At 36.3% G+C, this 13,737-nt stretch carries 12 protein-coding genes; 7 read left to right on the top strand and 5 right to left on the bottom strand.

Annotated elements, in window-relative coordinates:
* Positions 1 to 15: 15 nt before the first annotated feature.
* Both AN959_RS04700 and AN959_RS04695 read right to left on the bottom strand, forming a co-directional pair.
* Entirely contained in the window at positions 16 to 1,374 is a 1,359-nt protein-coding gene (locus AN959_RS04700) for a cell wall metabolism sensor histidine kinase WalK (RefSeq protein ID WP_056828700.1), read from the bottom strand.
* Positions 1,371 to 2,072 carry a response regulator transcription factor gene (locus AN959_RS04695; RefSeq protein ID WP_056828698.1) on the bottom strand — a complete coding sequence of 234 codons (702 nt, stop codon included), beginning with the start codon at positions 2,070 to 2,072 and terminating at the stop codon, positions 1,371 to 1,373. The genes AN959_RS04700 and AN959_RS04695 overlap by 4 nt, the downstream gene beginning before the upstream one ends.
* A 205-nt stretch (positions 2,073 to 2,277) precedes the next feature.
* Between AN959_RS04695 and AN959_RS04690 the strand changes: the two genes are divergently transcribed.
* The 4 genes from AN959_RS04690 (at position 2,278) to AN959_RS04675 (ending at position 7,923) form a co-directional block, all read left to right on the top strand.
* The gene (locus AN959_RS04690; RefSeq protein ID WP_253278869.1) at positions 2,278 to 3,699 is read left to right on the top strand and encodes an NAD-dependent succinate-semialdehyde dehydrogenase; all 1,422 of its coding nucleotides are present in this window, start codon (positions 2,278 to 2,280) and stop codon (positions 3,697 to 3,699) included.
* Between the two features lie 237 nt (positions 3,700 to 3,936).
* Positions 3,937 to 5,688 carry a methyl-accepting chemotaxis protein gene (locus AN959_RS04685; protein ID WP_056828696.1) on the top strand — a complete coding sequence of 584 codons (1,752 nt, stop codon included), beginning with the start codon at positions 3,937 to 3,939 and terminating at the stop codon, positions 5,686 to 5,688.
* Between the two features lie 320 nt (positions 5,689 to 6,008).
* Complete coding sequence (locus AN959_RS04680; RefSeq protein ID WP_056828694.1) at positions 6,009 to 6,701, top strand: peptidase E; 693 nt, start codon at positions 6,009 to 6,011, stop codon at positions 6,699 to 6,701.
* Positions 6,702 to 6,729: 28 nt separating this feature from the next.
* Positions 6,730 to 7,923: an MFS transporter gene (locus tag AN959_RS04675; RefSeq protein ID WP_056828692.1), complete on the top strand. Its 1,194-nt coding sequence runs from the start codon at positions 6,730 to 6,732 to the stop codon at positions 7,921 to 7,923.
* Positions 7,924 to 8,028: 105 nt separating this feature from the next.
* Here AN959_RS04675 and AN959_RS04670 read toward each other — a convergent pair whose 3' ends face one another.
* Together AN959_RS04670 and AN959_RS04665 are read right to left on the bottom strand one after the other, a co-directional pair.
* The gene (locus AN959_RS04670; protein WP_056828690.1) at positions 8,029 to 8,658 is read right to left on the bottom strand and encodes an alpha/beta hydrolase; all 630 of its coding nucleotides are present in this window, start codon (positions 8,656 to 8,658) and stop codon (positions 8,029 to 8,031) included.
* Positions 8,659 to 8,757: 99 nt separating this feature from the next.
* Positions 8,758 to 10,518, bottom strand: a complete 1,761-nt coding sequence (locus AN959_RS04665; RefSeq protein WP_056828688.1) for a methyl-accepting chemotaxis protein — start codon at positions 10,516 to 10,518, stop codon at positions 8,758 to 8,760.
* 301 nt (positions 10,519 to 10,819) lie between these two features.
* Between AN959_RS04665 and AN959_RS04660 the strand changes: the two genes are divergently transcribed.
* Both AN959_RS04660 and AN959_RS04655 read left to right on the top strand, forming a co-directional pair.
* Positions 10,820 to 12,076: a cytochrome P450 gene (locus AN959_RS04660; RefSeq protein WP_305811683.1), complete on the top strand. Its 1,257-nt coding sequence runs from the start codon at positions 10,820 to 10,822 to the stop codon at positions 12,074 to 12,076.
* A 26-nt stretch (positions 12,077 to 12,102) separates the two neighbouring features.
* Positions 12,103 to 12,336, top strand: coding sequence for a hypothetical protein (locus tag AN959_RS04655; RefSeq protein WP_056828685.1), 234 nt, complete (start codon positions 12,103 to 12,105; stop codon positions 12,334 to 12,336).
* A 25-nt stretch (positions 12,337 to 12,361) separates the two neighbouring features.
* Here AN959_RS04655 and AN959_RS04650 read toward each other — a convergent pair whose 3' ends face one another.
* Entirely contained in the window at positions 12,362 to 13,246 is an 885-nt protein-coding gene (locus AN959_RS04650) for a DMT family transporter (RefSeq protein WP_056828683.1), read from the bottom strand.
* A 202-nt stretch (positions 13,247 to 13,448) separates the two neighbouring features.
* Here AN959_RS04650 and AN959_RS04645 point away from each other — a divergent pair, with 202 nt between their 5' ends.
* A complete protein-coding gene (locus AN959_RS04645) occupies positions 13,449 to 13,712 on the top strand; it encodes a metal-sensitive transcriptional regulator (protein WP_053590826.1) in 264 nt (87 codons plus the stop codon).
* Positions 13,713 to 13,737: the final 25 nt, after the last annotated feature.

The raw sequence follows: 13,737 nt of genomic DNA, 5'->3' as shown, positions 1-13,737 counted from the left end.
AAATAAATTGTTATTTTACTTAGCATTTTTCGTTTTTAAAAAAAGTGTAACCGTTGTACCGCGGTTTTCTAAGCTATTCAGTTCGATTCGTGCCCCGATTGCCTTGGCTATTTCTTTTGCCATAGTAAGTCCTAAACCTGACCCTCCTTGCTTTCTGCTTCTAGCTTGATCGACACGGTAAAATCGATCATATATTTTTGGTAAGTCTGCCTTTGGGATTCCAATTCCTCTATCTTCAATTTGTATAAATGTTTCATTAGAGGTAGCACTAACATATATAGTAATGCGTTCTTCGCTGTACTTTCTGGCATTATCTAAAAATATAAAAAGAAGTTGTTTTAGCTTTTGATGATCGGTATAACCAGTAAACATTTCATTGCTTTCGACGGAAATCTCTCTTTGGTAGGTGTTTTGAAACGTACTAGCAGTTTCCAAGACGAGTTCTGTTACATTTATTTGTTCCATTTGGATATTCCATTGTTCCTGAGGTTTTGCTAATTGTAAGAGCTGTTCCGTCATTTCTCTCATTCGAACAGACTCTGAGTGTATCGCTTCTATAGATTCTTCAAATAGGTCTGGTCGCTCTAGGCCTCTTCGTTTTAAAAGATCCGAGTAGTTCTCAATAATAGTTAAGGGAGTTCTTAGTTCGTGAGAAGCGTTCGATACGAATTGTTCTTGCTTTTCAAAGTTAGTTTGTAGCAAATCAATCATATGGTTAAAGGTTTCACCCATTTCCACTAGCTCTTCCTCAGAAGTCTCTTCAAGCTTAAGTCTTTTAAAGTGACCACTTTTCTGTATTTCTTTCATCGTATTAATCATTAGTCTGATTGGCTGTATGATTAAATTACTAAGAATTCTGCTAGAAATAAAAACAGGTATCATCGCGATAATAGTTACACCAATTAATACAATACCCAGAATCTTAATCATCTCATCTGTTGCATGTATACTACTAATCACTTGAAGGTTAACAACTCGCCCGTCATTCCAAACGACTGGATAGGAAACAAAAACATACTGCTTGTTTCCAAACGAAATTATTTTGCTTACTTCGCCCGCAGAAAAGTTGCTTTTTCGTGACTTTAAGGCTGTCTCTGAGGCAGATGTTATTTTTGCTTCAGTTGTCAAATCCTCGTTTAATACTTGGATCATCCCATTCACTGGCACATAGGCTAGGAGAAGCTTGTTAGGTGCAATTCGATCAATTTCACGCCGCACATCTGAAGCGATTTTTTCCACTTCAGCTTTGGCGCGATCAAGTTCATTTGACATCATAAGATGACTGAAAAGAAGGTAGATAGAAGTATTCATTAGAACTAATAAAACGATAAATAACACCGAAGTATATAAATTTATTTTATTTCGTAGTTTCATGTAACTTCCTTTAAGACGTAGCCTACGCCCCTTACTGTATGAATTAATGGATAATCAAAGTCAGCGTCGATTTTTTTTCGGAGATAACGAATATAAACATCAACAATTTTTGTTTCTCCAAAATAATCATAGCCCCAAACCGCCTCTAAAATTTGCTCACGGTCTAAAACTTGACGCTTATTTTTAAGTAAATATAAAAGTAGATCGTATTCCTTTGGTGTTAGAGTTATATCGTTTTTGCTTCGAATGACTTCTCTCGTTTTTTCATTTATCTTTAAGTCACTTACATATATCCACTCGTCATTCTCTTCCAATTTTGGTGCTGTGGCCTGCTTTATCCTTAAAACAGCTCGTATTCTTGCTAGTAATTCTTCCATACGAAAAGGCTTTGTAATATAGTCATTGGCTCCCAGGTCAAGACCGGATACTTTATCTTCTATGGAGTCCTTGGCTGTTAATAAAATTACTGGAATGAATGAGTCCTTTACACGAATGCGTCGGAGAAGTTCTATTCCGCTCATTTCTGGCAACATAACATCAAGTAATATCAAATCCCAATTTCTTGCGCGATAGGATTCTAAGGCATCTATACCATTTGTAGCCTTTCCAATTTCATAACCTTCAAATTCTAATTCTATTTCCAGCAATCTTAAAATTTTTTCTTCATCTTCTACTATTAAAATAGATTCTTTTAACAAAAGCGATACCACCTTATGTAAGCATTTGACGTCTTTATTCTATTCTACACTACTTAATTTTGCCAGGAACTCGAACATTCTGATAATTTATTTCCTAGTTCTCTTGTGTCATTACAATATAAAATCGTTTTATTAATAATGTTGTGAGGGGTATCTTTATAATGTAGATAACATAGAAAGAATATATGAAATGGAGTGGAGACGGATGTCTAGACAATATTACATGATCATTAATGGAGCGGAAGTTGGAAAAGAATTACCTGTTATTGAAGTTAGTAACCCTGCAACAGGAGAAGTTTTTGCGACTGTTCCAAAAGGAGGTAAGGAAGAAGCGATACAAGCAGTCGATGTAGCTTATGAAGCATTTAAAAAATGGTCTGCTTTATCTGCATATGAACGAAGTGAACTAATACAAAATTGGCATAATCTGATTAAGTATCATACGGAAGACCTTGCCAAAACGATGACAGAGGAGCAAGGGAAACCTCTTACAGAAGCAAGAGGGGAAATCAATTATGCAAATGGGTTTATTTCCTGGTATGCAGAAGAAGGGAAACGTATTTATGGAGAAATGATTCCCGCAACTCAACAAAATAAACGTATTTTTGTGCATAAACAACCGGTGGGCGTTGTAGCAGTTATTACTCCTTGGAACTTTCCAGCAGCAATGATTACAAGAAAGGTTGGTCCGGCTCTTGCTTCTGGCTGTACTGTAGTAATAAAACCTGCTGGACAGACACCTCTCACGGCAATCAAGTTGGTGCAACTTGCAAAAGCAGCAGGAATACCAGATGGGGTTGTAAATATAGTAACAGGCGATTCTAATTCTATTGGAAATGCTTGGTTAGAAGACTCCCGTGTTCAAAAACTGACTTTTACAGGTTCTACAGAGGTAGGAAAGCGGTTAATGAAAGGTGCGGCGGATACAGTCAAAAAAGTTTCGCTTGAATTGGGGGGGCATGCACCTTCTATCATTATGGAAGATTGTAATTTAGAAAAGGCTGCAGAAAATGTGCTTGCCGCGAAATTCCGAAATGCTGGTCAAACCTGTGTATGTATTAATCGTGTATACGTGCAGGAATCGATTGCACAGAAGTTTACTGAGTTATTAATAGAAAAAACGAAGAAGTTGAAGATTGGTAATGGTCTCGAAGATGGCGTGACAATCGGTCCGCTTATTAACGATTCTGCTGTGGAAAAAGCTCAGGAGCATGTAGATGATGCAGCCTCAAAAGGAGCAGAAGTAAAAATTGGTGGGAAAAGAAAAGAAGGTCTTTTCTTTGAACCGACCATTTTAACGAATGTCACTGATGACATGCTTTGTATGCAGGAAGAAACATTCGGACCGGTAATTCCTATTAGTACATTTAAGGATGAAGAAGAAGCAATCCGACGCGCGAATGACTCTATATATGGACTTGCCGCGTATGTTTTTACTGAGAATATTTCGAGAGGTATCCGTATTACAGAAAAATTAGAGTACGGTATTATTGGTTTAAATGACGGGTTACCATCTACTCCACAGGCGCCGTTTGGAGGATTTAAACAAAGTGGACTCGGCCGTGAAGGTGGTCATCATGGAATGGACGAATACTTAGAGATTAAGTACATTTCTCTTGGTTTATAGTCTAAATTTATAATAAGCATGCACATCCGATTATCTTGTAAAGATTTTTGGGATGGCATGCTTTTTTATTTGTTTTAGCTTTTTATTTTTTGCGGGAATATATCAATAGTAATAAAAGGTATAAACGATTAAATAGGTAAAATGGATTCAATCATTTTTTANTATAAAATACAAATATTTATCTTTTATTTGCGTAATTTTCTGCTATTATTATATCTTGGAGGAAGGGGATAAGAAATGAAGAAGACAAAATTAGGTAAGCATATTTTACTGTTTGCTCTAGTTACATTTACATTAATCGCTGTTATTTTCGGGGGAATTGTTTATTGGAATACAAATACGAGTGTCGAGAAAACAATGGGTGCACAAGCATCGCAAATTGCGAGTAACTTTGCCAATCAAATTGATGGAGAACAATATAAAAAGTTCAATACTATTTTAGAAGAGGATGATCTCTATTGGGAGTTAAGAGATCAACTAAATGATTTAAAAGAGAAAAATGGTGTTTTATATGCTTATACTTTTTCCATTCCAGAGCCAGGAAAGAATCCAACCTTTTTGGTTTATGCAGCACCACGTGATGAAGATCCTGCGCTAGTCGGAACTATAGGTCTAGAGTCTACTGGCACCTCCGGGAAGGAAATTCAAGAAGCAATTGAGAAGGGCTCTTTATTTACTAATATTCAGAGTGATGGAGAATTTGGAGAATATATAACTGGATATGTACCGATTAAGGATGCATCAGGTAAAGCTATTGCGGTTCTTGGGGTAGATATTTCAGCTGATGTAGTACAAGGGATACAAAAAGATGTTTTGTCGTCTGTTCTTCCGATTGTGTTTTCTTTAATAATCGTAATCTGTCTTGTTGTATTGTACATAATCTATCGAAGTACATATAAAATACTGCACCCTCTTTCAGAATTAAAAGAGGCGACGACCAATTTTGCAAATGGGGATTTGAAAGGCGCAGAAGAGCAAGTATCGCAAATTCAATATAAGGCGAAAAACGAAATTGCAGATTTTTTTCAGGCATTTTCTACATCATTGTTACAGTTAAAGAAAACATTAAAGCTGATGAAGGATTCTTCTATGGAAGTCAATGATTTTACATATCGAATCCAGGATACAATGAATAAAGTGCGTGTCTCAAATGATGCTATTGCTCAAAATATAACTAGCCTAGCCATTAATGGAGAGAAGCAACATATAAGTAATAATGAAGTGCTAAATGCTATGGAAGAAATGGCTGCAGGAATTCAACGTATGGCTGATTCTACAACATCTATGTCAAATTCATCTTTTGACATGACAAAGCTTGTGGAAAATAGTGTTTCAGATTCAGAAAAGGTTATTGAGAAAATCGAAACGGTAGAAAAATCTGTACTAAAAACGAGTGAGCATGTAGAAGAAATGGGCGAAAAGTATCGCTCAATTGAAGAAATGGTAAAGGTTATTACGAGTATCGCAGAACAAACAAATTTACTTGCATTAAATGCAGCAATCGAAGCAGCACGAGCAGGCGAGGCAGGTAAAGGCTTTGCAGTTGTAGCTGATGAAGTACGCAAGTTAGCGGAGATGTCACGATCTTCTGCAGAGGATATTCGTATGCAGCTTCAGAAATTTGAAGAGATTACAAGTCGTGTAACGGAGGAAATGAACCAATCTTCTGTATTGGCGAAAGAAGGAAATAGCGAGGTTCATACTATCGGAGAACGTTTAGAAATGATCCTACGAGCTGTTGTTAAGGTTAATGATGGAATTCAAGAAGACTCAGCTATTATTGAACAAATGTCAGCAAGCTCAGAAGAGGTGCTTGCATCGACAGAAGAGATGAATGGTGTTGTTCGTCAGAATACAGAAGATACAACGAGTGTTGCAAAATCATCTGACCAACAAGTAGAGCTAGTTGAAGAGTTAAATGATGAAGTATATAAACTTCAAGCTTCCATGCAAGAAATGATCCAGGATATTTCGAAATTTCGTATTTAATATTTATTTGCTACTTGTGATTTAACCAGTTAGCGTAAAAGTAGAGAATAAAGTAGTCTATATATTTGATAAATTCACACTGTTTTGAAAGGGTGTTTCCAGGATGTGAGAGCGACGAAGGAGCGACTCATCCTGCGGAGGCTCAAGCGTAACGTGTGGCAAGCGCACATCCGTGTTCTAGTCTTTAACGTGCGTTCACTAGTTTTTTCTCTTTAATATTTTTTAATGACTTGCATTTTAACTATTCAAAATAGTTGAAGTGCAAGTTCTTTTTTTCATGTTACTATTAGTAAAAAGAAATCAGGATAGGGGAATAGTAAATGAAACAAATTATTGCAATGGGTGGTGGAGGTTTCTCCATGGAGCCTGAAAATCCATTATTAGATCGATATATTTTGAAGCAATCCAAAAAGGATAGGCCAAAAATTTGTTTTATTGGTACGGCTAGCGGAGATGCAGATAGTTATATTGAACGTTTTTATAATTTTTTTCAAAATGAGGCATGTGAGCCTTCCCATTTATCGTTGTTTAAACCACATACCCGTGATATTAAGAAATTCATTCTCGACCAGGACATTCTCTATGTAGGGGGAGGTAACACGAAAAACCTCATGGCTCTTTGGAAAGAGTGGGAATTGGATATAATTATTCGAGAAGCATACAACAATGGAATTATTTTAGCTGGGATCAGTGCGGGGTCACTTTGTTGGTTTGAAGAAGGTACAACGGATTCCTTCGGGGACGAGCTTGAACCTATCTCATGTCTGGGTTTGATTTCTGGTAGTAATTGTCCACATTATGATGGGGAAGAAGATAGACGTCCTGTTTATCAAAAGTTTATCAATGAAGGCGTTATTGGTGCAGGATATGCAGCGGACGATGGGGTTGCTCTGCATTTTATAGATGAAAAATTATACTCTGTTGTAAGTTCTCGTCCACATGCTAGTGGATATCGTGTGGATAAGAACAAAGAAGAGAAGTTATCCACAACTTATTTAGGTTTTGAAAACTAGTTACAAAACATATTGAGGCGATATACTGATGGAATATATACAAAAAGGAACGAAAGAATATAAAAAAGTTAACTTTGCATTATTTGCAGCAGGGTTTATAACGTTTGCTAATTTATACATCACACAACCGATTCTTCCTGAATTTTCAAGAGAATTTCAGGTGTCACCAGCTGTGGCTAGTTTGTCCCTTTCATTTACTACATTTGCTTTAGCTATATGCCTTGTCATCTTCGGGTCTCTTTCGGAAGCATGGGGACGTAAACGATTGATGACGATTTCCATCCTTGCGGCTTCTATTTTGACATTAATAATTGCGTTTTCTCCAAATTTCGAAGTGCTACTTGTATTACGAGTGATTCAAGGGGTTGCTTTTGCCGGTCTTCCGGCAATTGCAATGGCTTATTTGGGGGAAGAAGTAGAGCCGGCTAGTCTAGGAGTTGCGATGGGACTTTATATAAGTGGAAATTCGATTGGCGGGCTAGCAGGTCGTATTATTATGGGGACGATGACAGATTTATATAGCTGGAAAATTGGAATGGTTTTTCTTGGTTTATTAAGTCTAGCGATTAGCATTTATTTTGTCATTTCTTTGCCAAATTCTCAACATTTTGAGCCAAGAAAGTTACAATTTAGAGCTTTAACTAATTCGCTTATAGCACATTTAAAAGATTCAAGTATGCTTTGTCTTTTTGGTATAGGTTTTACACTGATGGCGAGTTTTGTATCATTATATAACTACATCAGTTTTAAATTGCTAGGTCCTCCTTATTCACTTAGTACAACGATTGTCGGGTGGATTTTTATTATTTATTTGGTAGGAACATTCAGCTCCACATGGCTTGGTAGCCTAGCGGATCGATATGGTAGACAAAAAATGTTATTTGTTGGAATAGGCATTATGTTTGCTGGTGCTATCCTAACGATTAATGTTGCATTAACACTGAAAATTATTGGAATTATAATATTTACTTTTGGATTTTTTGGAGCGCATTCCATCGCGAGTGGATGGGTGAGTAAAAGAGCGGAACATGATAAGGCACAAGCTTCTTCGCTTTATTTATTTTTCTACTATGTCGGCTCTAGCATTGGAGGTACTGCAGGCGGGATTTTTTGGTCCAAGTTTGGCTGGAACGGAGTCATTGGTTTAATAGCAAGTATCCTTCTAATTTCAGTAATGTTGTCGTTCTTGCTAAAATTTACCTTGAAAGAAGCTCAGAAATAAGTATCCTATTTCTGAGCTTCTTCTTTTTCTATATGGTTTTTCCTCTTATTCATTTAATGGATGAAAGAGCAATCTGAATTCCTATAATCAAACATTAATTGTTCATTAATTGTTCTTCAAAAACTCCACAAGATCCTGTTGATTTTGCGGTGGTACACCGTGACCATCATTATATGTTTTAAAGGTTACCGTAGCACCGAGCCTTTCGAAATAATCCTTACTTTCAGCACCCCATTGGGAAGGAATAATGTAATCATAATCCCCATGAGAAATAAAAATATCTAAATGATCTACAGATCTTTTGCTATATTCATTTTTTACAAAGTCCGGTATATACCCACTCAAAGCAACAACACTATTCAATTCATTTCCCATAGTTAAAGCTAATGCTTGTGCTAGCACAGCTCCTTGACTAAAGCCAAGTAAAGAAATTTGGTTAAAATCCAACTCAAATTCTACAATTGCCTCGCGAATAAAAGATTGAATATAGACAAGTACTTTATCAAATACTTCTCGATTAGGTTTGCCCTCTTCTTCTATTGTAAAAAACGCATACCCAGGGTTGAAAACGATTGGACCGCGCAAGCTAAAAATATGATGTGTCTTTTCAAATCCCTTCACTAGCTGAGGCAAATCCTCTTCATTACTTCCCATACCGTGTAATAAAAACAAAGTTGGTTGATTTTTTTCTGCTACCTGTGGAGCGGTATATTTGTATGTAAAAGGTGAGTTCATTTATTTTTCGTCCCTTCAGGCTAAAGTAAATCCATTTTAACAAAAATAAAACACTTTGTATAAGTCATTCGACATTATACAAAGTGTAAAATCTATCCTTTAAAGTTTAAAGTGTTGTACAACTCCATTTAAATCTTCAGCTAACTTCGCAAGTTGTTCTGCGCTTTCAGCTACTTCTTCCATCGAACTACTAGCTTCTTCCGCGGTTGCGGCAGTTTGTTCTACTCCCGCTGCTGATTCTTCCGATATAGATGCTATTTCTTCTATTGAACCATTCATCTCTTGGCTATTAGCTGCGATTTCAGATAAGTTATTAGAGATTGTTTGTACATTTTCAACCATTTCTAATACTAAAACATTGATATTGCTAATCGCTTCGCCTGTAGATTTAATTTGACCTGCGCCTTCTTCGACCTCATTATATCCACTCTGTAAGAAACTTTTTACTTCAATAAACTCTTCTTGTGTATTATTTACAATGGCCGTAATGTCAGTGACAGAATCATTTACTTGCTCTGCAAGCTTCCTTACTTCGTCTGCAACTACAGCAAATCCTTTTCCGTGTTCTCCTGCGCGTGCCGCTTCAATCGAAGCATTTAATGCTAAAAGATTGGTTTGCCCTGCAATATCACGTATCACGGTAACGAGATTAGCTATTTCTTTCGTGCGTTCCTCGAAACCTTGGAATTGTTGAACGGATTCTCTTATAATCTGATTTACTCTTTCCATCTGTTTATTAGAGGATTCCATCAAATGCTTGCCCTTGTTAGTCATCTGTAAAACTTCGCTTGTTGAATGTTGTATTTTTTCTCCGTTTTCATTAGCTTCTATCACTCTAGAAACAAACGAATCCATTATGGAAGACAATTCTCCAGTGCTATTGGCTTGTGATTCTGTTCCAAAAGCCAACTCCTGCATGGTTGTAGCTATTTGTTCAGTACCTGCTTTCATTTCATTAGCAGATTGAGTCAGCTCTTCACTATGGCTCGACAATGTTTCTGAGCTACTAGATATACTTTTCATTGCATTTATTATACTACTTTGCATTTTATTCATTGCGTCTGCAAGCTGGCCAGTCTCATCTTTTGATTTCACTTGTATATGTCCTTGAGTCAAATCACCATGAGCAAGATGGTTCATATGTTCAGACACTTTCTTAATCGGTTTAGCAATACTATTAGCAAACACCCATATGATCAAGATACCAACAATTAATGTAATTCCAATTACTATAGAAATCATCTGTAAAATTTCATTAGCGGGTTGATTAAAATCCATCATAAAAGTACTTGCATTGACTACCCAACCCCAATAAGGATCGGTTTCAGAATAAGACACCTTTGTCTCTATCACTTTGTTGTTTGTTGGATGAGGCCATTCATAATAAACGAATCCACCACCATCATTCCCCATTTTAATTATTTCTTGAACAAATTTAACTCCGTTAGAATCTTCTGAGTCCCAAAGATTTTCACCTTCAGCGGTTGGATGAGCAAGTTCTAGTCCTTCACTATCCAAAACATACATGTATCCATGTTCACCTAAGCCGATATTTTTATTAATTGGACGTGTTCCATCTGGATTTACATCGCCTAGTATAGCTTTCTTAACTTTTTCCTGTGCTTCAATTAGTGACAAATCGCCTTTTTCTACGCTTTCATTTAATACACGTATCATTTCAAGGGTCATTTCTACGCTATTTTTTAAGTTCTGTTCTCCGATTTCATCTAAGCTGGAAGCACTCCTTTCATAACTAGCGATTCCGAGAACAATTAAAGGAATTACTAAAAGCAGGATGGAAATACTAATAAGTTTAAATTTAATGGAAGACATCCTTTTTATAATATTTTTTAAGTTCATTTTAAAACACCTTTCGTTTCTATTTCTTTGAAGTTATGTATTGGCTTCTGTCTCTATTGAATTACTTAAAGAAATGCAAGTGAACATTACCTTTTTACTACAATATTCCGATAATTAGGTATTTCGTATTATAAAGACAAAGTAAACAATATAATAAATATTGAAGTGTGTCAATAACTTGCGAATAATAATTTTCCAGTCATTAAAAAGAGGTTATGTAATCGTAAGTTTTAATAAAAATAAACAGGGGAACACTAATTAAAAATGATTTGTGAGGAAGACCTTTAAGGAGATGGATTAAATAATGAATTCAAATCAGATGCCTCGTGAAGAGGGTATAGATCATAGCCTAAGTTTTTTGAGAGAGGGTTATTTGTATATTCCTAATAGGAGAAAAAGTTTCTCCTCCAATGTTTATGAGACCCGTTTATTAGGTCAAAAGGCAATTTGTATAGGGGGAAAGGAAGCAGCGGAGATTTTTTATGATGACGAAAAGTTTTTGCGAAATGGGGTTGCTCCAAAGCGTGTTCAAAAGACTTTATTTGGCGTTGGGGGAGTTCAGTCTTTAGATAACGAGGCTCATAGACACCGTAAAGAAATGTTTATGTCACTGATGACACTAGATAAGCTGGAGGAGTTAAAGAATATCACTAAAAAGCAATGGGAAAATGCAGTCAATAAGTGGGAACTAACAGACGAAGTAATACTTTACGAGGAAAGTAAAGAAATCCTGTGTAGAACTGCTTGTGAGTGGGCTGGAGTGCCTTTAAAGGAAGAGGAAGTAAAGGAACGAACAATACAATTAGGATTATTATTCGAATCACCAACTGCAATTGGGCCAAAGCATTGGAAAGGTCGGCATGCCCGCAAAAATCTAGAGGAATGGGTTGCGGGATTGATTGAACAGGTAAGAGAAGGACAGTTGAAGCCCAAGGAGGGTTCTGCTCTCCATACCATTTCCATTCATCAAGATTTAAAAGGCGAGCTATTAGATATAGAAATAGCTGCAGTGGAAGTAGTAAATATTATTAGGCCAATTGTGGCAATTGCTATTTATATTAATTTTACGGCGTTAGCCATTCATCATCATCCCGAGGAAAGACGTAAGTTGAAGGTAGCAAATAATCAATATGCGCAAATGTTTGTTCAGGAAGTTCGACGATATTACCCTTTTTTTCCTTTAGTAGCTGCCAAGGTGAAAAATGAATTTGTGTGGAATGGTTACACATTCGAAAAAGGAACATTGACTCTGCTCGATTTGTATGGAACAAATCATGACGCTGAACTTTGGGATAATGCGGAGGTTTTTAATCCTGAACGTTTTAGTAACTGGAAAGGAAGCCCATTTAACTTTATTCCACAAGGCGGCGGTGACTATTTGTTAGGACATCGTTGCGCAGGTGAGTTTGTTACGATTGAGGTAATGAAAGTTAGTTTAGATTATTTAGTTAACAAGTTGAAATATGATCTTCCAGAACAAGACTTAAGCTATAGCATGGTGAGTATGCCTAGCATTCCTCATAGTAAAATGATATTAACAAACGTTGAAAGAATTTAAACTTACCAAACGTTAGGAGAAAAACTGTGAAAGAATTTAAAGTGACTTACTTCTTTGAGGAAGACCATTATATTAGAAGGTTCATCCATATAGAATCACAAGATCAGGCAGAGGAATTGATTCAAAGTGAGCGAGATCAATATATATCCTTTCGAGATAGCAGGGGAATTTACCACGAGTTGAATACAAGTGATGTACGAGTCATTCAAATTTCTGAATATCATAGAATTGATAAAAGTAAAAAAAGTACCAGTGAATAATAATCCTGGTACTTTTTTATTTAATTTATTTTTTCTTATTCCTTCTACCGAACAATTGAACGATTAGAACGCCTGAAATGGCAATTATTCCTCCGCTAATAGATAGAGGTGACGGTAATTCGTGCAACCAGATCCAAGCTATGAAAATGGATATTACGGGTTCTGCATAGAGCAAGCTGGAAACTGAACTTGCTTTGCTTTGAGACAATGCATATGCCCACATAAGATATGCGATTGCCGTAGGGAAAATGCCTATATAAATGGCTGACAAGTTAGCTACAAGCGATGCATGCTGTATATCTTCTATAAGTCCAGGAGCAAAAACTAGAAAAGGTAAAGTCCCTGCCCACGTAAAATACGCAGTTAATTCGATCGGGGTATATTTTGTTAATAAAGATTTTTGGAAAACAAAAAAGATGGAAGTAGCTAAAGCAGCTATAATCACTAAAAATACACCAGGAGAAATGTCAAAAGATGATTCTCCAGTTCCTAAGCCAATAATTGTAATACCGATAAACCCGAATCCTAATCCTATCCATCCAAATGTCCCGATTCGTTCTTTTAACACAACTACAGCAATGATCGTAGTGAAAATAGGTGCTGAACCAATGAGCATACCAGCTGTACCAGCAGTGATAGTCAATTGACCGAATGTTACACAGACATGGTAAATACTAATTCCAATCCAACTTAGAGCAAAAATGGGTAACACATCTTCTTTTTTAGGTAAACTAAATCTCATTTGAGGTATAAAAGCAAGAATAATAAATATAAAGGAAGCAATAATAAAACGAAATAATATCAAGTGGCCAGCAGAGTAGCCTCCTTGAAGGCTGGCGCTTATCGAAGCAAATGTTGAGCCCCATATAAATACTGTAAATATTGCTAAGAGAAATGCTTTTTTATTCAATTTTTCACACCTAACTTTCTGTGACTGTCCTATGAAGGCTAACAATTGTTCATGATACGGCTAACTGGCACTTCATGCAACAAAAAAAGACAGAGTATATAAAATGAAGTTTATCTGTTGACATTATACCTAATGGGGTATATTATCATCTTAAGAACATAAAAAGAAAGTGATCACCTTTTTGGAAGGAGGTAATTCTAATATGTCGTCTTATGATGCTAAAACGATTAATAGGATTAAGCGTATAGAAGGACAGTTGAGAGGAATATTACGTATGATGGAAGAGGGGAAAGACTGTAAAGAAGTAGTTACTCAGCTTTCAGCAGTTCGTTCTGCAGCAGACCGAACCATCGGTGTAATAGTAAGTAACAATCTATTAGAATGTGTACAAAACGCAGAAGGTAATTCTGATAAAGTAAATTCAGCAATTCAAGAAGCGATGAACCTAGTAGTTAAGAGCCGATAAAATACGGCTTTTATTTTTAAATGAA

Origin of the sequence: Psychrobacillus sp. FJAT-21963 (assembly GCF_001420585.1) — a bacterium.
Taxonomy (GTDB): domain Bacteria; phylum Bacillota; class Bacilli; order Bacillales_A; family Planococcaceae; genus Psychrobacillus.
The sequence above is the reverse complement of the archived record's forward strand: the minus strand, read 5'-3'. Positions and strand labels throughout refer to the sequence as shown.